General features: G+C 73.0%; 22 protein-coding genes and 1 pseudogene. 16 read left to right on the top strand and 7 right to left on the bottom strand.

The window, feature by feature from the left end:
• Positions 1 to 88: 88 nt before the first annotated feature.
• The 6 genes and pseudogenes from HZZ00_RS39050 to HZZ00_RS14325 all read left to right on the top strand — a co-directional run.
• Positions 89 to 358: pseudogene (locus HZZ00_RS39050) on the top strand (serine hydrolase); the annotation flags it as partial.
• On the top strand, positions 262 to 876 hold the full coding sequence (locus HZZ00_RS39045) for a serine hydrolase (RefSeq protein ID WP_306856188.1): 615 nt from the start codon (positions 262 to 264) through the stop codon (positions 874 to 876). The pseudogene HZZ00_RS39050 and the gene HZZ00_RS39045, both read left to right, overlap by 97 nt.
• 35 nt (positions 877 to 911) lie before the next feature.
• Positions 912 to 1,895, top strand: a complete 984-nt coding sequence (locus HZZ00_RS14340) for an alpha/beta fold hydrolase (protein ID WP_180332551.1) — start codon at positions 912 to 914, stop codon at positions 1,893 to 1,895.
• An 80-nt stretch (positions 1,896 to 1,975) separates the two neighbouring features.
• On the top strand, positions 1,976 to 2,653 hold the full coding sequence (locus HZZ00_RS14335) for a DUF5701 family protein (protein ID WP_180332550.1): 678 nt from the start codon (positions 1,976 to 1,978) through the stop codon (positions 2,651 to 2,653).
• Positions 2,654 to 2,761: 108 nt separating this feature from the next.
• Entirely contained in the window at positions 2,762 to 4,006 is a 1,245-nt protein-coding gene (locus HZZ00_RS14330; RefSeq protein WP_219014019.1) for an oxygenase MpaB family protein, read from the top strand.
• 152 nt (positions 4,007 to 4,158) lie between these two features.
• Positions 4,159 to 5,187 (top strand): LLM class flavin-dependent oxidoreductase, encoded by a 1,029-nt coding sequence (locus tag HZZ00_RS14325; protein WP_180332549.1) that lies wholly within the window; start codon positions 4,159 to 4,161, stop codon positions 5,185 to 5,187.
• 267 nt (positions 5,188 to 5,454) lie between these two features.
• Here the strand turns inward: HZZ00_RS14325 and HZZ00_RS14320 are convergent, their stop codons facing one another.
• Both HZZ00_RS14320 and HZZ00_RS14315 read right to left on the bottom strand, forming a co-directional pair.
• Positions 5,455 to 5,886 (bottom strand): response regulator, encoded by a 432-nt coding sequence (locus HZZ00_RS14320; protein WP_180332548.1) that lies wholly within the window; start codon positions 5,884 to 5,886, stop codon positions 5,455 to 5,457.
• 3 nt (positions 5,887 to 5,889) lie between these two features.
• The gene (locus tag HZZ00_RS14315) at positions 5,890 to 6,255 is read right to left on the bottom strand and encodes a hypothetical protein (RefSeq protein WP_180332547.1); all 366 of its coding nucleotides are present in this window, start codon (positions 6,253 to 6,255) and stop codon (positions 5,890 to 5,892) included.
• A gap of 120 nt (positions 6,256 to 6,375) precedes the next feature.
• On the opposite strand from HZZ00_RS14315, the gene HZZ00_RS14310 reads away from it, so the two are divergent.
• A complete protein-coding gene (locus HZZ00_RS14310) occupies positions 6,376 to 7,953 on the top strand; it encodes an ATP-binding protein (RefSeq protein ID WP_180332546.1) in 1,578 nt (525 codons plus the stop codon).
• Positions 7,950 to 9,137 carry a PP2C family protein-serine/threonine phosphatase gene (locus HZZ00_RS14305; protein ID WP_180332545.1) on the top strand — a complete coding sequence of 396 codons (1,188 nt, stop codon included), beginning with the start codon at positions 7,950 to 7,952 and terminating at the stop codon, positions 9,135 to 9,137. The genes HZZ00_RS14310 and HZZ00_RS14305 overlap by 4 nt, the downstream gene beginning before the upstream one ends.
• Positions 9,138 to 9,276: 139 nt before the next feature.
• Here the strand turns inward: HZZ00_RS14305 and HZZ00_RS14300 are convergent, their stop codons facing one another.
• Entirely contained in the window at positions 9,277 to 9,915 is a 639-nt protein-coding gene (locus tag HZZ00_RS14300) for a DUF2776 family protein (RefSeq protein ID WP_180332544.1), read from the bottom strand.
• A gap of 204 nt (positions 9,916 to 10,119) precedes the next feature.
• Here HZZ00_RS14300 and HZZ00_RS14295 point away from each other — a divergent pair, with 204 nt between their 5' ends.
• The 3 genes from HZZ00_RS14295 (at position 10,120) to HZZ00_RS14285 (ending at position 12,165) form a co-directional block, all read left to right on the top strand.
• A complete protein-coding gene (locus tag HZZ00_RS14295; protein ID WP_180332543.1) occupies positions 10,120 to 10,950 on the top strand; it encodes an aldo/keto reductase in 831 nt (276 codons plus the stop codon).
• Positions 10,951 to 11,011: 61 nt separating this feature from the next.
• A complete protein-coding gene (locus tag HZZ00_RS14290; RefSeq protein WP_180332542.1) occupies positions 11,012 to 11,617 on the top strand; it encodes a DNA polymerase ligase N-terminal domain-containing protein in 606 nt (201 codons plus the stop codon).
• A gap of 113 nt (positions 11,618 to 11,730) precedes the next feature.
• Complete coding sequence (locus tag HZZ00_RS14285) at positions 11,731 to 12,165, top strand: cupin domain-containing protein (protein ID WP_180332541.1); 435 nt, start codon at positions 11,731 to 11,733, stop codon at positions 12,163 to 12,165.
• A 165-nt stretch (positions 12,166 to 12,330) separates the two neighbouring features.
• Here HZZ00_RS14285 and HZZ00_RS14280 read toward each other — a convergent pair whose 3' ends face one another.
• Positions 12,331 to 12,903 carry a TetR/AcrR family transcriptional regulator gene (locus HZZ00_RS14280; protein WP_180332540.1) on the bottom strand — a complete coding sequence of 191 codons (573 nt, stop codon included), beginning with the start codon at positions 12,901 to 12,903 and terminating at the stop codon, positions 12,331 to 12,333.
• Positions 12,904 to 13,048: 145 nt separating this feature from the next.
• Here HZZ00_RS14280 and HZZ00_RS14275 point away from each other — a divergent pair, with 145 nt between their 5' ends.
• Positions 13,049 to 13,786, top strand: coding sequence for an SDR family oxidoreductase (locus HZZ00_RS14275; protein WP_180332539.1), 738 nt, complete (start codon positions 13,049 to 13,051; stop codon positions 13,784 to 13,786).
• Positions 13,787 to 13,828: 42 nt separating this feature from the next.
• Here the strand turns inward: HZZ00_RS14275 and HZZ00_RS14270 are convergent, their stop codons facing one another.
• Together HZZ00_RS14270 and HZZ00_RS14265 are read right to left on the bottom strand one after the other, a co-directional pair.
• A complete protein-coding gene (locus HZZ00_RS14270) occupies positions 13,829 to 14,296 on the bottom strand; it encodes a peroxiredoxin (RefSeq protein WP_306856168.1) in 468 nt (155 codons plus the stop codon).
• A 148-nt stretch (positions 14,297 to 14,444) separates the two neighbouring features.
• Complete coding sequence (locus HZZ00_RS14265) at positions 14,445 to 14,966, bottom strand: MarR family winged helix-turn-helix transcriptional regulator (protein WP_180332538.1); 522 nt, start codon at positions 14,964 to 14,966, stop codon at positions 14,445 to 14,447.
• Between the two features lie 260 nt (positions 14,967 to 15,226).
• Here HZZ00_RS14265 and HZZ00_RS14260 point away from each other — a divergent pair, with 260 nt between their 5' ends.
• The 4 genes from HZZ00_RS14260 (at position 15,227) to hemC (ending at position 18,611) form a co-directional block, all read left to right on the top strand.
• Complete coding sequence (locus HZZ00_RS14260; RefSeq protein WP_180332537.1) at positions 15,227 to 15,607, top strand: SH3 domain-containing protein; 381 nt, start codon at positions 15,227 to 15,229, stop codon at positions 15,605 to 15,607.
• 191 nt (positions 15,608 to 15,798) lie between these two features.
• Positions 15,799 to 16,578 (top strand): XRE family transcriptional regulator, encoded by a 780-nt coding sequence (locus HZZ00_RS14255; protein WP_180332536.1) that lies wholly within the window; start codon positions 15,799 to 15,801, stop codon positions 16,576 to 16,578.
• Between the two features lie 116 nt (positions 16,579 to 16,694).
• A complete protein-coding gene (locus HZZ00_RS14250) occupies positions 16,695 to 17,651 on the top strand; it encodes an ATP-dependent DNA ligase (protein WP_180333502.1) in 957 nt (318 codons plus the stop codon).
• An 18-nt stretch (positions 17,652 to 17,669) separates the two neighbouring features.
• The gene (gene hemC / locus HZZ00_RS14245) at positions 17,670 to 18,611 is read left to right on the top strand and encodes a hydroxymethylbilane synthase (RefSeq protein WP_180332535.1); all 942 of its coding nucleotides are present in this window, start codon (positions 17,670 to 17,672) and stop codon (positions 18,609 to 18,611) included.
• A gap of 20 nt (positions 18,612 to 18,631) precedes the next feature.
• On the opposite strand, the gene HZZ00_RS14240 is transcribed toward hemC, so the two are convergent.
• Positions 18,632 to 19,159, bottom strand: coding sequence for a hypothetical protein (locus HZZ00_RS14240; RefSeq protein ID WP_180332534.1), 528 nt, complete (start codon positions 19,157 to 19,159; stop codon positions 18,632 to 18,634).
• Positions 19,160 to 19,164 lie beyond the last annotated feature (5 nt).

Raw genomic sequence — 19,164 nt, 5'->3', positions numbered from 1 at the left:
CTGTGCGCTTCCCGGGCCGCCAATTCACGTTCACGAAACACTCGTTGGCGCGGGCCGACCGGGCCCGTCCCCCCGGCGCCGCCCTGGCATGATCGACCGCATGGCGGACGACAAGGTGCGGGTGATCTTCGAGCGGGCGGGGTGCACGGGCTCCCCGCCGGCCCGTTCCCTGGACGGGGACGCGGAGTTCGGGGTGCGCGCCGACGAACCCGTGGTACCCGCCTCGGTCGTCAAGGTGCTGATCGCGCTGGTGGCCGAGACCTGGTTCGCCGAGGGGCTGCTCGACCCCCGGGAGCGGGTGGTGCCGGGCGCCGCCGAGCGGACCCCGGGGCCGGTCGGGGTGTCACCGTTCGAAAACGACGCGGTGCTGTCCTTGCGGGACTTGGTGGTGCTGATGCCGACCAGCCGCGACAACCCGAGTGCCGGGCGGGACCTCGGGCCCGCGGACCGGACCGCGCGCCGGCCCGGAAGCCGTCCCGCGCCGACGGACGACCGGCGACGACAGGAACGTCGAGACCCGGCGCGGGGACCCCCACGCCACCGCGCGACACGGTCACGCCGCTCCGGCTGATCCGGAGCGGGCAGGCGGGCACCGCCGACGCCCGCGCCCGGGTGCGCGGCCTCATGACCCGCCGGCTCACCCGGCACCGGACCCCGAGCGCGTTCCGGGCACCCGCGCGGGTGGCGGCCAAGAGCGGCGGCCTGGCCGGGATCGTACGCAACGAGGCCGGCGCCGTCTCCTTCCCGGACGGCCGCCGGTACGCCGCCGCGGTCTTCACCAGGTCCCGGCCGGGCTCGGACGGCGCCACCGTCAACGCCGCCATCGGAGCCGCGACCGCGCGCGCCATCTCCTCAACGGCGCACCGGACCCCCTGAAACACGCCGATTTCGACCTGCCCACAGGAGGGCGCATGTCTCACCACCCCACCGAGTTCACGCATCGGCTGGTCCCCTCGCCGGCCGGCCGGATCCATCTCGTGGAGCAGGGCAGCGGACCGCTGGTGCTGCTGGTGCACGGCTTCCCGGAGTCCTGGTACTCCTGGCGCCACCAGTTGCCGGCGCTCGCCGCGGCCGGATACCGGACGGTCGCCATCGACGTGCGCGGCTACGGCCGCTCCTCCAGGCCCGCCGCGACGGACGCGTACCGGCTGCTCGACCTGGTCGAGGACAACGTCGCCGTGGTGCACGCGCTGGGCGAGGAGTCGGCGGTGATCGTCGGCCACGACTGGGGCTCGGCCATCGCCACGGGCTCCGCCCTGGTCCGGCCGGACGTCTTCCCCGCGGTGGCGATGCTCAGCGTTCCGTACTCCCCGCGCAGCGGGCCCCGCCCCACCGAGGTCTTCGCCTCGATGAGCGGCGGCGACGAGGAGTTCTACATCTCCTACTTCCAGGAGCCGGGCCGCGCCGAGGCCGAGATGGAGCCCGATGTGCGCGGCTGGCTCGCCGGCTTCTACGCGGCCCTGTCCGCCGACACGATGCCCGGACCCGACGCCCCCGTGCCGTACTTCGCGAGCCGGGGCGGCACGCTGCGCGACCGCTTCCCGGCCGGCCGGCTGCCCGCGTGGCTCGGTGAGGACGATCTCGACGTCTACGCCGGGGAGTTCGAGCGGACCGGGATGACCGGCGCGCTCAACCGCTACCGCAACATGGACCGCGACTGGGCGGACCTCGCCGACTACGACGGCGCGCCGCTCACCCAGCCGTCCCTCTTCCTCGGCGGCGCCCTGGACGCCACCACGTCATGGCTGGGCGGCGCCATCAAGGCGTTCCCGGTCACGCTGCCCGGCCTGGTGTCCTCCCACGTCCTGGACGGCTGCGGCCACTGGATCCAGCAGGAACGCCCCGACGAGACCAACCGGTTGCTCGTGGAGTGGCTCGGCGCGCTGCCCCGCTGACAGTTCCCGCCCGCGGGAACCCCCCGGTGGGCCGGCTCGTTGTGCGGGGGTCCACCCACGCTGCCGTGCCGAGGAGCATCGTGTCCGAGACCGTGCCCACCACCACTTCCCTCCCGCCGCTCCCCGCCCCGAGCGCGCAGGCCGAGCGGCTGATCGAGTGCGGGGTGCCGGAGGCAGCCGGGCTGGCGCCCGCCGGCGTCCGCGCCTTCGCCGCCCGCGCCGACGCCCTCGCGGGCGGCGCGGGCGCCCTGCTCGCCGTGCACCCGGACCTGGCCCCCGCCTCCGCCCTCGCCCCGCTGCTCCGCCGCGACGGCAAACCGGGTTTCGTCGTCACCGACATGACCGACGTCGACCTCTTCGCCCCGCTCGACCCCGGCACCCTTCCCGATGCCCCGCTCTACCTTGTGACCGGCCTCGACCGCGGCGACCACCTGGCCGACTGGAGCCCGGCGGAGGCCCTGCCCGCGCTGACCGCCCGGCGCCGCACCCCGCTGCTGCTCACCGAGGGCATCCACTGGGTGCTCCAGCAGCCGGAGGCCCTGGAGCGCAACCACTGCTTCATGACCATCGGCTCCCGGCTGCGCAAGGCGGACGGCACCCTGGACTCCCGCACCCCGGCGCTCTGGATCAGCAACGGCACCGGGCGCGACGGCCGGGAGCGCCGCGACGCCCCCAAGGTGGGCTGGTGCTGGTGGGGCAACCGGCACACCTGGCTGGGCTTCGCCTCGGCGACGGGCCGCGAGGCCCCGGCGGCTTAGAGCCCCTTGTTCCGATCAAGCCGGGGCCGGTCCTCCGGAGGCCGGGGCCGGTCCTCCGGAGGCCGGGGCCGATTGAACGCGCCTCGTCATCCGTGTCAGCATCGAGACGTGACGACACCCCGTGCGCAGGAGGCGACCGCGGCGTCTGCGTATCCGCGCCGCTTCCGCCGGGCCGAGGAGCGGGGCCGGCGCATCGGCCGGATCCTGCGCCGGGTGGCCGGGGTCCGGTACGTGGACGAGGAGCTGCTCGACCGAATCGGACGCCGCATGTACGCCCGCGACGAGCCGGGGGCTGCGCTGGTACGCGCCATGCGCCGGGACGGCCGCCCCGGCGCCGAACGCGTCACCATGGCCCAGTTCGAACGGGCGCTGCGGGAGGGGATCCAGGCCGTCCCCGACGCCCCGCCGGAGCTGGTGCGGTTCTTCTCGCTGGTCGACGCCGTGCCCGCGTGGGTGGACTTCGACTTGGTCGAGCGGGGTGCCGGGGTGATCCGGCGGCTCGGCCGCACCGCGAGCGACGTGCTGTTGCAACTGTCCCTGATCGGCGGCTACCGGTTCGGCGGACCCGCCGAACTGCTCGTGGCCACGGGCGGTCTGTCGGGGGCGACGGCCATGCGGCGGCTCGGCGAGACGGAGACGTGGAGCAACGCCGTCGCCCGGCCGGGCGGGCTGCGACGCGACGGGGAGGGGTTCCGGCTCACGGTCCACGTCCGGGTGATGCACGCGCTCGTCAACGACCGGTTCGAGCACAACGGCCGCTGGGACGTCCACGAATGGGGGCTGCCCGTCAACCAGTCCGACCGGGCCGGCACGCTGGGCCTGTTCAACAGCACCCTGCTGCTCGGTGCCCGCGCGCTCGGCTGGTGGGTGAGCGCCGAGGACGCGCGGGCCGTGATGCACCTGTGGAAGTACGTCGGCCTGTTGCTCGGGGTGGACGAGGACTGGCTGTTCGACACCGAACGCGAGCAGAACGTCTTCAACTACCACGTGCTGCTGGCGCAGGACGGCCAGACCCCGGCGGGCGCCGACCTCACCGAGGCGATCCTGGAGGGGCAGCGGCGGCTGACCGAGGGCCGGCCGAACCGGCTGCGGGCAGCTTACGCACGGGCCCGGCTGCTCGGCATGCTGAGGTGCTTCCTGGGCAGGCAGAGTCTCGAAGGGCTCCGGATACCGGTGACGCTGCCCTGGGCGGTGCCGCCGGTGCTGGTCAAGAACCTGGTCGCCTCGCTGCTGCTCGGGCGCACCGAGCGCGGTCGCCAGATCCTGGAGCGTGCCGGCGAGAGGTTCCGCGACCGGCGCGGCGCCCTGCTCTTCGCCGGTGCCCGGCCCCGGGTCGGCCCGCTGCCGCTCTGAACCGGCTTGTGCGGGAGGGGTGTCGGCTCGGGAAGCCTTCGTGGCCGCCGAAGTGATCGGCGCCGGCGCCCGAAAACCGATCACACGCTTGTCACATTCGGCTGTCAGACTCGGAAGTGAACCGAACCGATGTACGACCGCCGGAGGAGCCCGTGCCGTCCGTCCCCCGTCCCCTGCGCAGACTGGGCTTCCTCACCATCGGCCTGTTCGACCCGGCGGACCCGGCGCGGGGCCACGAGTCCACGCTGGAGATCATCGAACTGGGCGAGCGGCTCGGCTTCGACAGCGCCTGGGTCCGCCAGCGCCACCTCCAGTACGGCATCTCGTCCCCGGTCGCCGTCCTCGCCGCCGCCACCCAGCGCACCCGCCGTATCGAACTCGGTACGGCGGTGATCCCGCTGGGCTGGGAGAACCCGCTGCGGCTCGCCGAGGACCTGGCGACCGTCGACGTGCTGTCCGGCGGACGGCTGAACCCGGGCGTCAGCGTGGGCACCCCGACGCACTACGACCGGGTGCGGGACGCCCTGTACCCGGACAGCGGCGGCGCCGAGGACTTCGGATACGCGCGGGTGCGGCGGCTGCTCGACCTGGTCCGGGGCAAGCCGGCCGGCGACGTCGCCGGGGTGGAGGGCTTCGAGGTGTTCAGCGACGTGGTGCAGCCGCACTCCCCCGGGCTCGCCCGGCGGCTGTGGTACGGCGGCGGCAGCCTCCGCTCCGCGCGCTGGGCGGGCGAGCACGGGATGAACTTCCTGACCAGCAGCGTCGTCAAGGCCGAGGATCCGGAGGGGCCGTACGACTTCGCGGAGATCCAGCGGTCCCTCGTCCGGGAGTTCCGGGCGCACCACCCCGACGGCGCGGCGGCCCGGGTCTCGCAGGGCCTGGTGGTGATCCCCACCGACTCGGCGACGTCCGCGCAGCGCGCCAAGTACGCCGAGTACGCGGCCCGTCGGCTGCCCCGCACCGGTGCGCCGCAGGGCCCGGCCCGGCTGCTGTTCGCGCCGGACCTGGTCGGCCCCGCCGCGGAACTGGCCGAACGGCTGCGCGCGGACGCGGCGTTCCGCGAGGTGGACGAGGTCGCCTTCGCGCTGCCGTTCACCTTCGAGCAGGAGGACTACGTGCAGATCCTCACCGACATGGCGACGAAGCTGGGTCCCGCGCTCGGCTGGCGGCCGGCGGGCTGACTCCCCGGCGGGCCGGCGTCTGGTAAGCCGGGGCCGGGGCGAGCCGGGCGCGATGCCCGCGGGGCGGCCGGGCGCGGCACTGCCGCGGCCCCCGTCCCCCCTCGCCCGCACCGCTGTCCAGCGGCCGCGCGGGGTGCCTGCGCCAAGCGCTGGGTCCGGCAGGCGCGCTGCGCTTCGGTCCTCCCGGTTCGGCACCTGCCCCTCGGTTGGTGACGCGCCTGGTGGGTGTGTGGCCGCCGATGCCGGTGTGGGATCGGCGGCGGTGCTCTACTCCTTCGGGGGCTTGACGGCGACGTCCAGGTAGAAGGTGTCGATGCTGCGGACCGCCGCCTCGAACTCTTCGAGGTTGACCGGCTTGGTGACGTAGGCGTTCGCGTGGTGGCGGTACGCGCCGGAGACGTCATCGGGGGCGGCGGAGGTGGTCAGTACGACGACCGGGATGGTCCGCAGTGCGGCGTCCTCCTTGACCACGGCGAGGAACTCCCGGCCGTTCATGCGTGGCATGTTGAGGTCGAGCACGATCAGATCGGGACGTGGGTTGTCCGGGTCGCGCAGGTAGTCCAGGGCCGCGACGCCGTCGGAGACCTGGGTCAGGTTGCGGGCTCCGCGTTCGGAGAGGGCGTCCTGGATGAGCATCGCGTCGGCGATGTCGTCTTCGACCAGCAGCACGTCATAAGGGCGGATTGCGGCGGCGGCCATGGTTCACAAGCTCCGGGGTGTGGGTGAGTGGGTCCGACGGTGTGTGCTGTTGGTGATCAGCCCGGGCCAGCGGCGCCGGGCTCCCTGACGGCTCATGCTCAGGGCCTGGCCGATCTCGGGGTAGCCCGCACCGCTCGCGGCCGCGGCGTGGGCGGCCTGGTCCTCCAGACGTCTGACGGCCTCCTTCACGTCCGCGAGGACGTGAAGGCGTTCCAGCGCACGCCTGCGCGCATCGTCGATCGCGTCGGCGCCTTCGGCTGGTGGGTGGACGGTGTCCGGTGTGAGATGCCGGGCGAGTTCGTCCACCACCTGAGTGACGAGTGCGGCCGTCTCCTTGGATGGCCGCGGCACGGAAGGTGGACCAGACATGGGGCCACCCTACGTTGCCGATCTCACCTTGGACAACATGTGTTGTCGGGCCGCGGGTAGAGTGATTCTGCCGTGTGCCGAGACACGGTCCGGATCACCGAGGGAGACGTTCGAACCGCAATGAGCAGTAAGCCGTCCGAGAACGAGGGTGCCTTCTCCCGCTGGACCACCCGGCGCTGGCTGCGGGCCGGGGTCGCCACCACCCTGGTCGTGCTGGCCGTTCTGGGATCACTGGGCGGCTGGGCGATGTGGCGGACGTCGCAGATCACCTCGGAGCTGGTGGACCGGCGCTCTCCCGCCCTCATCGACGCGATGCGGGTGGAGCAGGCCCTGGTCAACCAGGAGACCGGAATCCGCGGATACGGGCTGTCGGGCCGCTCGGACTTCCTCCAGCCCTACACGCAGGGCGTGAAGGACGAGAAGTCCACCCTGCGACAGCTGCGTCCGCTTGTCCGGAACGATGCCCAGGCAAGCGCCGACCTGGCCGAGATCGAGAGGTTGAGCGGCACCTGGCAGCAGCGCATAGCCCGGCCCATCTCGGCCGCCTCCGCCCAGGACGCCGTGAAGATCGCCACGGAACGGGCGACGGAAGGCAAGACCGCGTTCGACTCGCTGCGGCACGCCCTGGCACGCCAGCAGGCCCACCTGCAGACCGAGCGGGCCACTGCCACCCAGGACCTGCGCCAGGCCGTCACCCTGCGGAACTGGATGTTCGCCGTCATCGCCGTCGTCATCCTCCTGGTCGCGGCGCTGGTCTTCGAGGGACTGCGCCGCGGCATCACCCGGCCGCTGAGCCGTCTCGGCACCGACGCCCGTGACGTGGCGCAGGGCCGCTTCGACCACTCCATCACCGGCACCGGACCCGCCGACCTGCGCCAGCTGGCCGCGGACGTCGAGTCGATGCGCCGACGCCTGCTGGAGGAATTGCAGTTCACCGAGGCATCCCGCGCTCTCCTGGACGAACAGGCCGCGGATCTCAAGCGGTCCAACACGGAGCTGGAGCAGTTCGCCTACGTCGCCTCCCACGACCTGCAGGAACCGCTGCGCAAGGTGTCCAGCTTCACCCAGCTTCTGCAGCGCCGCTACGGCGGCCAGCTGGACGAGAAGGCCGACCAGTACATCACCTTCGCCGTCGACGGCGCCAACCGCATGCAGAGCCTCATCAACGACCTGCTGGCCTTCTCCAGGGTCGGCCGCCAGTACAACGATCACCAGGCCGTCGACCTGGAGGACCTGATGGCCAGGGCCCTGGACAACCTCAGCGTGACCATTGAGGAGACCGGCGCCGAGATCACCCACGACGCCCTCCCCACCGTCGTGGGGGACCCCACCCAGCTCGGCATGCTCTGGCAGAACCTGCTGTCCAACGCCGTCAAGTTCCGCAGCCCCGACCGGACGCCCCACATCCACGTGAGCGCCGTCCTGGAGGACGGCACCTGGCACTTCGCGGTCAGCGACAACGGCATCGGCATCGCCCCGGAGTTCCAGGAGAAGGTATTCGTCCTTTTCCAGCGCCTGCACACCAAGGACGCCTACCCGGGCACTGGCATCGGCCTGGCGATGTGCCGAAAGGTCGTCGAGTTCCACGGCGGAAAGATCCACATCGACCGCGACTACACGCTGGGCACCCGTGTCGTCTTCACCCTTCCCGCCGCCGAGAGCACTCCGGCGTCCGCGCAGAGAACGACGCAGCCGTGACGGAACAAGTCGCAGGCCGCACGCTGCCCTTGCGCCTCCTTCTGGTCGAGGACGACGACGGCGACGCCCTCCTCGTCGAAGAGCTCCTCTACGACACCGATCTGTCCCACACCCTCACGCGCTGCCGCACCGCCGCCGAAGCGCGCCGGGCACTCGCCACGGGCCCCGTCGACTGCATCCTGCTCGACCTGCACCTGCCCGATGCCTCCGGGGTGAAGACGGTCCAGGCGATCCAGCCGGACACCGACGCCGCGATCATCGTCCTCACCGGCCTGGACGAACCCCGCGCGGGAGTCGACGCCCTCGCCGCCGGCGCCCAGGACTACCTCGTCAAGGGCAAGGTCGAACCCGACCTGATGCAGCGCGCCGTCCGCTACGCCGTCCAGCGAAAGCAGGCCGAACGCGCCAACGCCGCCCTGCAGATCGGACGCCTGCGGGCCGAGGAGAACGCCCGCCTGGAACGCGGCCTGCTCCCCGAACCTCTCCTGACCTCCACAGCCGTCACCACCTCCAGCCGCTACTACCCCGGTCGGGCACAGGCCCTTCTGGGAGGCGACTTCCTCGATGTCGTCCAGACCGACGACGGGCAGGTGCACGCCGTCATCGGAGACGTCAGCGGCCACGGGCCCGACGCGGCCGCGCTCGGCGTCTGCCTCCGCATCGCCTGGCGCGCGCTCACCCTCGGAGGGCACCGCGACCAGCAACTGCTCAGCCTGCTGGAACAGATCCACATCGCCGAACGCGCCAACAGCGATCTGTTCACCACCTGCACCCTCATCACCCTGGACCCGAAAACACGCGTTCTCACCCTGCACCTGGCCGGCCACCACGCCCCCCTTCTCATCACCGCCGAGGGAGCCCAAGAGATCGACACGGCCCACGGGATCGCCCTCGGCATCGCGCCCGGACTGGGCAAGTGGCCCGCAACCACCCTCGCGTTGCCGCCTGGTGGCGCGCTCATCGCCTACACCGACGGCCTCATCGAAGGCTACGCGGACAGCACCGGCGCCCGGCTCGGAGTGGAAGGCCTCCTGCGGATCATCGACACCATCCACGCACCGGACCCCGGCACGCACCTCGACCAGCTCATCAACCGGACCCGCACCCTCAACGCCGGCCGGCACACCGACGACCTCGCCATCCTGCGCCTGGACTGGGACACCAACCCACCGACCGCCCCCTGAAGAACGTGTCCTGGACGAGCGCTTCATGGCCGTCGAGTTGAGACCACGAGCATGCCAGGGCTTCTCGGCGTGCTCGTACTTCCTCGGGCGGGGGCACGGCCCCGCTGACCGCTCCCCCGGCGGGCCGGCCAGTTCGCCGCTACTCCCGCGCCCTGGTGTCCCTGCTCGGCGCCTCGGTGCCGGCCGCACCGCTCGCACCGTTTCGGGCACCACTGGTTCCGCTCTCCAAGATGGAGACGATGGAGTACAACGAGAAGCAGATGGCGCCGAGCCCGATCAGAACGCGGGCGGCCACGAGTACCGCGGACTCGCCCGACTCGAAGAGGAAGGCCGCGAGGAAGAGGCAGAGCAGGGCAGTACCGACCGGAATCAGCGGAACCCGGTTCGCCAGGGTGGCTGTCCGCCGCCAGACAAGCGCGAGCAGCAGTACCTTGCTGAGGATGCTCCAGCAGATGAGGCCCAGCCCGATCAGCACGAAAGCGGCGGACAACTGGGAGGGCCGGCTGTGCACGGCGATGAGGACCAGGCCCCATACGATGCCGACGGCCCCGAGAACCGCGGCCGTTCCGGGCCAGAGCGCATGTTCCCGTGGCGTGTAGGTGTTCTGGATCTGCCGCAGGATACTGGCCACCAGTCCGATCAGGCAGGTGCAGACGAGCGCCAAACCGATCATTACGTGTCCGGATGTGAAACGCCCGTCCGCGTCTCCACCGCCTCCGCCGGCCAGCAGGGTGATGGCGAACGCCCAGGTGACCAGGGCCGCGATCGCCGCCTTCACGGACGGGTCCATCCGGGCACCCGGTCCCAGAACCCGGCCCCGGACGCGGCGCGTTGCTGGCGCGTGAAAGGACCTCGCTACGCTCTCTTGCGGCCGGTGCTCGACGCAGCCGTCGGACGCCGCTGCCTCCCGCCCGTCCGGTTGATCACCACTGGCCCTTTCCATGAGGCTGGGGGTACGACACTGTCGAGGGAAGGTCCCAACGTGAACGGCATACCGGCGCACACGCTCAACGACGGCACGGCGATCCCCGCCATCGGCCTCGGTACCTGGCCGCTGGACGACACGGCGGCCGAGCGGGCCGTACGCGACGCCCTCGGCCTGGGCTACCGGCTGGTGGACACCGCGGCGAACTACCGCAACGAGACCGGTGTCGGCCGGGCCCTCGCCGGCAGCGGGGTGCCCCGCGCGGACGTGGTGGTCACGACCAAGCTCCCGGGCCGCCACCACGGCTACGAGGAGACCCTGGCCTCCTTCGAGGAGTCCCGGCGGCGCCTCGGCCTGGAGTACGTGGACCTGTACCTGATCCACTGGCCCAACCCCCGGGTCGGCAAGTACGTCGACTCCTGGAAGGCGATGATCAGGCTGCGGGAGGAGGGCCTGGTCCGTTCGATCGGCGTCTCCAACTTCACCCCGGAGCACATCGTGCGCCTGGAGAAGGAGACCGGGGTGCTGCCCTCGGTGAACCAGATCGAGCTGCATCCGCTGTTCCCGCAGGAGGAGCTGCGCGCCTTCCACGCGGACCAGGGCATCCTCACCGAGAGCTGGAGCCCGCTGGGCCGGGGCGGCCATCTGCTGGCCGACCCGGAGGTCACCCGGATCGCCGCGGCGCACGGTGTGAGCCCCGGGCAGGTGCTGCTGCGCTGGCACCTCCAGCTGGGCGCGCTGCCCATCCCGAAGTCGGCCGATCCCGAGCGGCAGCGCGTCAACCTGGACGTCTTCGGCTTCGAGCTGGACTCGGACCAGATGGCGGCGGTCGCCCGGCACGCCGCGCGCCGGCTCGGCGGGGACCCGGAGACCCACGAGGAGTTCTGAGCCTTCCGCCGGCGAGGGGGTACCCGGGGCCCGTGAGGCGGACGCACGGAAGGAGCCGCACGTGGCAGCGGAGGACCGGCTGCGGACGTACCGCGGCAAGCGTGACTTCGAGCGGACCCGGGAGCCCTCGGGCGGGCGGGCGTCCGGGGACGGCGGCCGGCCGAGGTTCGTGGTGCAGATCCACGACGCGCGCCGGATGCACTTCGACTTCCGGCTCCAGGTGGACGACGTCCTGAAGTCCTGGTCGGTGCCGAGGGGACCGTCCGCCGACCCCGGGGACAAGCGGCTCGCCGTGCCCACCGAGGACCATCCGCTGGCGTACGAGGACTTCGAGGGCGTGATCCCGAAGGGCGAGTACGGCGGGGGCACGGTGATCGTGTGGGACCGCGGGACGTACGAGCCGCTGAGCCACGACCGGCGGGGGCGGCCGGTGGACTTCGCCGAGTCGCTGGAGCGCGGGCACGCCACGTTCCGGCTGCACGGCACCAAGCTGCGCGGCGAGTACGCCCTGACCCGCTTCCGGGGCAGGGACGGGGAGGACGCCTGGCTCCTGGTGCGCAAGGGGCCGGCGGGCACGGGGCACGGCACCCCCGACCCCCGGCGGGCCCGCTCGGTGCGCACCGGACGCACCCTCGCGCAGGTCGCGGCGGACGGCGGCGAGGGGTGACGGACGGTGCCAACGCGCGGCTTCCTGAAAGGGATTGACCGGTTCCGGCCACAGCCTGATCGCTTTGCGCCTATGTTCGCGCCGACATCCCTCGCTTCCCGGGAGGCATCCGTATGCGCACAGCACCGCGCGGCGCCCTGATCGGCGCCGTGACCGCCGCCACCGTACTGACCTGCGGCACGGCCGGGGCGACCCCGTCGGGCCCCGGGGTGACGGCCCGCACGATCACCGAGCGGACCGTCGACGGCACCGACTACACCCTGCGCGAGATCACCATCCCGCCGGGCCAGAGCACCGGTTGGCACTACCACGACGGCCCCCTCTACGGCGTGGTCAGGCAGGGCACGCTGAGCCACTTCGACTCCTCGTGCGCCTCGGACGGCGTGTACCGGACGGGTTCGCCGATCAAGGAGCCCGCCGGGCCCGGGCATGTGCACATAGGCCGCAACCTCGGCGACACGCCGGTCGTGCTCGACGTGTGGTACGTGCTGCCGCACGGCTCGCCGTTCTCCGAGGACGCCCCCAACCCGGGCTGCGCCTTCCAGTAGGGCGGACGGTCAGGCGCCGGGGCGCGGCCGTTCGGCCCGGATGGTCCCGCCCGCGGCCGTCTGCCGGCTCCCCCGGCGCCGGGTGGGCCTGGGGGGGCGCTCCACCACCGCAGGGTCTCGGGCGGTCATCTCCCGCTGCCGTCGTCCCGCGCCTCGACGGAGTCCTCACGGGCGGACCGTGAGGCCGTCCAGGGTGACGTCGAGCAGTCGCTCCGCTTGCTGCCGGTGTTCGGCACCCGCCGAGGTGAGGGCGATGCCTTCCAGTGCGGCGCCGATGTCGGTGGGCCGGATATCGGTGCGGATCACCCCGGCGGCCGTGCAAGCGTCCATGAGTGAGGTGATGGCGGCCTGGATCATTTCCCGGCTGTGACCATAAGGGTTGCTTCCACCCGCGGCGATGGCGCGCAGGGCGTCGATCATGCCGTACTTGGCGGTGACGTAGTCCAGGAACAGGCGCGTCCACGCGCGCAGTGCCTCTGCCGGCGGCTTCTGCGCGAGCAGAGCGGGGACGGCATCGCACAGCTGGGCCACCTCGTTGCGGTAGACCGCCTCGATCAGGGCCTCCCGGGTGGGGAAGTTGCGGTACAGGGTCGCACTGCCCACGCCTGCCTCCTTGGCGATGTGCTCCAGGTGCGCATCCAGCCCCTCCGTCGTGAAGACGCGTACGGCGGCCGTAAGGATCTTCTCCCTGTTCCGCCGTGCGTCAGCCCGCAGCGGCCGAGGCGTTCCGTCGGTCATCAGTGCTCGCCATCCCCTCTTCGCAGTCCTCCGAGCTTGCTAAGCGGACACGCCCCCACTTACGGTGGAGATAACTGGGGACGCCTCCGGTTTCACTGTAGGTCACCGCACTGACCTGCGCACGCCACAGGAAAGGAAGCCGATCATGTCGGGCATCCAGGGCAAAGTCATCGCGATCACAGGCGCCAGCAGCGGCATCGGAGAGGCGACCGCGGTCCACCTCGCCGAACAGGGCGCCCATCTCGTGCTCGGAGCCCGGCGCGAGGACCGGCTGAACGCCGTCGTGGACGGCATCACGGCGAAGGGCGGCACGGCCACCGGCGTCATCGTCGACGTCAGGCGCCGCGAAGACCTCCGGCGCCTGACGGACACGGCCCTCGACCAGTACGGTCGGCTCGACGTCCTCGTCTCCAACGCAGGCACGATGGCCGTCTCGCCGTTCGACGACCTGCGCCAGGACGACTGGGACGCCATGGTCTCCACCCACATCACCGGCCTGCTCAACGGCATCGGGGCGGCTCTGCCCGTCTTCCGCCGGCAGCGCTTCGGCCACTTCGTCAACGTCGGCTCCACCGCGGCCTACGTCGTCAAATCCCCCCAGGCGGTCTACGCGGCCACCAAAACGGCGGTGAAGGTACTCACCGAGGGCCTACGCCAGGAGGCGGGACCCGACCTGCGCGTCACACTCGTCTCCCCCGGCTTCACCGACACCGAAGGCGTCGGCAAGGGAGCCAGTCCCGAAGCCGCGGCCGCGTTGACCCGGCAGCGGGACGAGATCGCCATGCCGCCCTCGGCGATCGCCTCCGCCATCGGCTACGCCATCGGACAACCCGACGGCGTCGACGTCAGCGAGATCGTCGTCCGCCCCACCGCGCAAGCCTGATCGCGGCCGGCCGAAACCGCCCCCCGGCGTGGTGGCCCGCCATCAACCCCGGTGGTCGCGCAGGGCGGCGAGGGCCTTGTCGGCGTGGGTGTTCATGCGCAGTTCGCTGCGGACGACCTCGACGACGGTGCGGTCCGGGGCGATGACGAAGGTGACACGCTTGGTGGGGGCGAGGGTGAAGCCGCGCCGGACCCCGAACCGCTCGCGGACGGCGCCGTCGGTGTCGGACAGCAGCGGCATGCCGAGGGTGTGCCGACCGGCGAACTCCCGCTGTTTGCCGACCTCGTCGCCGCTGATCCCGACGGGCCGGGCGCCGAGCGCCGCGAACTCGGCGGCCAGGTCGCGGAAGTGGCAGGCCTCGGCGGTGCAGCCCGGGGTGAGGGCGGCGGGGTAGAAGAAGAGCACCACGGGGCCGTCGGCCAGCAGGTCGGCGAGCCTGCGGACGGTGCCGGTCTCGTCGGGCAGAGCGAAGTCCTCGACCCGGTCCCCCACTTCGATCCGCCCGCTCATGACCGCGCCCTCGCGGGTGCGGCGGCGGACGGCAGGGTCGGGCGTTCACAGCGGGGCACGGTTCCTCCTCGGATGGCCTGCCGCCGGATATTACGGGACGGTACGGCGCCGGGCGGGCCGTTCGCGCGACCGCCTGCGCCGGGCCCGCTCAGCCCGAGCCCTCACCGGCCGCCTCCGGCCCCGCGCCGGCCTGCGCGGAGTACGCGAGGAAGTCGTCGACCATGCGGTGGAAGAGCGTGGCCAGCTCCCGCAGTTCCTCGGGCCGCCAGCCGGCGAGGGCGACCTGCATCTCGTGGGCCCCGGCCTCCCTGATCCGGCCGACGGCCCGCCGGCCGGCGTCGGTGAGCCGGATGCGCTGGGCGCGCCGGTCGTCGGGGTCGGGTACACGGGTGACGTATCCCGCCCGCTGGAGCTGCTGCACCGTCCGCGTCACGTGCGAGGCCTCCACGCCGAGCCGGTGGGCGACCTCCCCCGGACGCAGCGGCTCGCAGTCGGCGATCTGCCGCAGCAGCGCCACGGCGGCGCGGTCCAGGGAGATACCGGTCAGCGCCCGCATCCGTTCGTGATGGCGGGTGCGCGTGCCGAGGTAGGTGATGCGGGTGAGGGCGCGCTCGATCTCGGCGACCTCCGGGGAGGCCGCGGGCGGGCCGGACGGCGAGGGCGCGGGCATGCCTCCGAGTGTACGCAGACATTGCCCGGCTCATCCTTTTCGTCCCGGTACGGCGGACGGCACGCCCCGCTCCCGCCCGGCACGCCCGCCGGACCTCGCGCACTCCGGCAGGCGGGGCGCCCCGGGGCCGCGCGCCCGTGTGCCGGGACGTCCCGGGCCGTCCCCAGGGACGCCGGACCGGCATGGTGACGGTTCGTCACGGCAAGGCTGAGCGGCGTGATCGCTGCTCGTGGTCACGAGATCGACAGCCGGAGGTTTCCATGATCCGACGGGCCCTCAAGAGCGTCCTGCCGGCCGCGGCCGCGATGCTCGCCCTGCTGCCCGTGACGGCCGGTGCCGCCGCGGCGAGCACGGTGGCCGCGCACCCGGTGGCCGCCGTCGCCGCCCCGCACCACACCCGCACGCACCACTACCTCACCGGCCGGGTCGCCACCCGGCACGGCCGGCTCAACGTCCGCTCCGGACCGGGCACCCGCTACCGGGTCGTCGGCCACCGGGACGCCCGCAGGCTCGTCTCCGTGAGCTGCAAGTCCGAGGGCTCCCGGGTGCACGGCAACCGCCTGTGGTACCGGCTCCCGAACCACCGGGGCTACGTCTCCGCCCACTACGTGCGCACCGGCCGGTACGTCCCCTGGTGCTGATGCCCGAAGTCCGCACCGACCACTGACCGCCGAGGGCCTGTCCGGGAACCGCGTCCCGAACAGGCCTTCGGCACAGGGGTGCTTGACCCCGCCCATACCTCGTCACGGGTTGCAGCCGCCGCACGACAGGGAAGCCATCCCGGCAACAGGGGCGAAACGCCCATACGGGAACGGGAGTCGAGGAACGCACGATGCGGCACCCCCAAGGATCGACCGCGCCGGACGAGTCACTGGCGGTGAGACTGCGCGAGCTGAAGGACCGCACGGGGCTGAGCCTGGCGGCGCTGGCCGCGCGCACCCCCTACAGCAAGTCCGCCTGGCACCGCTACCTTTCGGGCGGCATGCGCCCGCCGCTGCCCGCGGTGGAGGCCCTGTGCCGGCTGGCCGACGCCGATCCGGCGGCCATACTGGCGCTGTGGGAGGCGGCCGACGCGCCCGCTCCCCCGGACCCGCCCGACGAGGTGCCCCGCGGCAGGCGGCCTTCCCGGCTGCCGCTGTGGCTCCCGGTGTCCGCGCTCGCGCTGTTCGGCGCGGCCACCGCGGTGGCCGCCGCCGTGGCCCTGTCCGGGCGCCCGGGGTCCGCGCCCGCGGCCCGGCCCCTGACCTCGGTGCCGCGCTGCCACGGCGCCTCCTGCCAGGGCGTGTTGCCCGACGCCTCCTTCTGCGCCCGGGACGCGCAGACCCGCAGCGAGGTCACCGACCCGGCCTATGCCGTGCGGCTGCGCTACTCGCCGTCCTGCGGCACCGCCTGGTCGGAGGTGCGGATGCGCGTCCGGCACGCCCGGGAGGTGTCGGTGCGGGCCGGCGAGAACGTCCTCACCGCGAGCTATCCGGCGGACGACACGACGGGGACCAACAGTCCGATGCTGCCGGTGACTTCACCCCGGGGCGTGGCGGCGTGCGCCGAGGTGGACGGGGAGGTGGCGTGCGCGGGCCTGGAGGGCGACGGGCCGCCGGGCGACCGGGACTGAGCCCGGCGGCCCCCGCAGCCCGTTCAGGGGAACCGGCGGCCGAAGGCGCGTGAGGGGGGCGGGAACGGTCGACATCTTCTGCCGTGACCGCCGTAGCCCTGCCGCTCATCGCGCCCATGCTCGCCACCCCCGGCTCGCTGCCGCCCGCCGCGCAGGACGCCCGGTGGGCCTACGAGACCAAGCAGGACGGGCAGCGGGTGATGGTCTACCTGCCCGGGGACGGCCGGGTGGTACTGCGCGCCCGCTCGGGCGAGGAGATCACCGGGGCGTACCCGGAGCTGCGGCCGCTGGGCGGCGCGCTCGGCGAGACGCCCGCGATCCTCGACGGCGAGGTACTGGCCCTGGACGCACGCGGCCGGGCCGACTTCCAGCTCCTGCAGAGCCGGATGGGGCTGGCCCACGCGCCCGCGCGGGCCGCCCGCCGGGCCGCTCAGGTGCCGGTGCACCTGGTGCTGTTCGACGTGCCCTATCTGGTCGAGCCGCTGCTGCGGCAGCCGTACGCGCGGCGCCGGGCCCGGCTGGCGGAGCTGGGCCTCGCCGGGCCGCACTGGTCGACGCCGGGCGCGCTGACCGGGCATGGCGCCGAGGCGCTCGCGGCCACCCGGGAGCACGGTCTGGAGGGCCTGGTGTGCAAGCGGCTCGATTCCGTGTACGAGCCCGGGGTGCGCTCCCGCGCCTGGATCAAGATCCGCAACATGCGGGCGGAGGACGTGATCGTGGGCGGCTGGCTGCCCGGCAAGGGGCGGCTGACCGGGTTGCCCGGCGCCGTGCTGGTGGGCCAGCGGGACGCGGCGGGCCGGCTGCGCTACGTCGGCGGGGTGGGCACCGGCTGGAGCGGGGCGGAGCGGACGGCGCTGGCGGAGCTGTTGCGGGAAGCGGCGAGCGAGCGCTGCCCGTTCGCACCGGTGCCCCGCGTCCCCCAGGCCCGCTGGGTGCTGCCCCGTCTGGTGGGCGAGGTCTCCTACAGCACCCGTACCCGCTCGGGGATGCTGCGCCAGCCGTCCTGGCTGCGGCTGCGCCCCGACCTCACCCCCGAGGACTCGGCCGCGGACCTGCCCGCGGACGCCGGGTGAGGACGGTGGGTCTATCGTGTGCGCATGCCGGTTCCCGAACTGATCCGAATCGTCTCCCGTGACTCGCCCATGGCCCTGGCCCAAGTGGAGCGGGTACGCGCCGAGTTGGCCGCCCTGCACCCGGGGGTGCGCACCGAGGTCGTCCCCGTGAGGACCACCGGGGACAAGTGGCTCGGCGATCTGTCCCAGGTCGAGGGCAAGGGGGCGTTCACCAAGGAGGTGGACGCGGCCCTGCTGGCCGGCGAGGCGGATCTCGCGGTGCACTGCGTGAAGGACGTGCCCGCGGACCGGCCGCTGCCCGCCGGGACGGTGTTCGCCGCGTTCCTGAAGCGGGACGACATCCGTGACGCGCTGGTTCACCCGGGCGGGCTCACCCTGGACGAGTTGCCGGCCGGCACCCGGGTCGGCACCTCCGCGGTGCGCCGGATCGCCCAGCTGACCGCCACCCACCCCCATCTGGAGTGCGTGCCGTTCCGCGGCAACGCCAACCGCCGGCTGCAGAAGCTGGCCGAGGGCGAGGCGGACGCGCTGCTGCTCGCGGTGTCCGGTCTGGAGCGCATCGGCCGGGCGGACGTGATCACCGAGGTGCTGTCCGCGGAGACGATGATGCCGCCGATCGGCGCGGGCATCCTCGCCCTTCAGTGCCGGGAGGACGACACGGCGCTGATCGACGCCGTCAGCGGGCTCGGCGACCCGGACACCCACCGGGAGGCGACGGCCGAGCGGATGTTCCTGCATGTGCTCCAGGGGCACTGCAACAGCCCGATCGCCGGGTACGCGCGGGTCGACCGCAGCGGTGAACTCTCTCTGCGGGCCTGTGTGTTCACGCCCGACGGCAAGACCCGGCTGAACGCCCACGAGTGGGCGGGCCGGCTGGACCCGGCGACGCTCGGCACCTCGGTCGCGGTGGCGCTGCTGCGGCAGGGCGCGCGGGAGATCATCGACGGTATCGCGCACTGAGCGGCGGGCACCGGGCGCGGTTACGCGGCGCCCGGTTCCGTCTGCTCCTTCAGGAAGGCGGTGACCTGGTGCGCCAGGTCGGCGGCCGGCCCGCAGCCCGCGGGGGCGGCCGCCGCCGTCCCGTCCGCCAGTCCGGTGCCGCCGGCCCACAGCCGGCGGTCGGTCCACTCCTCGTCCACCCGGAGCTGCACCTGCACGTCCACCTGGGTGAGGGCGGCCTCGGGGGCGGCGGCGTAGAGGACGGCGGTGGCCCGGCGCAGCGGATAGACGTCGAAGCCCTCGATGAACTGCGAGTTGCGCCAGTCGATGAAGGCGCCCTCGCCGTCCGGGCCGACGCGGATGTCGACCTGCCCGTCCTCCAGATGGACGCCGAAGTGCCGCACACCGCGGTTCTCGACCGTCACCCGGACACTGAAGTACGTCAGCCCGGCAGCGGCGTCGTCGCGTCCGCGCGGTGGTTCGCCCGCCTCCAGGCGGTGCACGCGGACCCGCAGACCGGCATGCTCGTCGTACTCCTGCCAGTCACCGACCACGTTCGGCTCGTACACACTGC

The sequence above is a fragment of the Streptomyces sp. NEAU-sy36 genome (assembly GCF_013423905.1).
In the GTDB taxonomy this organism is placed as follows: Bacteria; Actinomycetota; Actinomycetes; order Streptomycetales; family Streptomycetaceae; genus Streptomyces; species Streptomyces misionensis.
The sequence above is the reverse complement of the archived record's forward strand: the minus strand, read 5'-3'. Positions and strand labels throughout refer to the sequence as shown.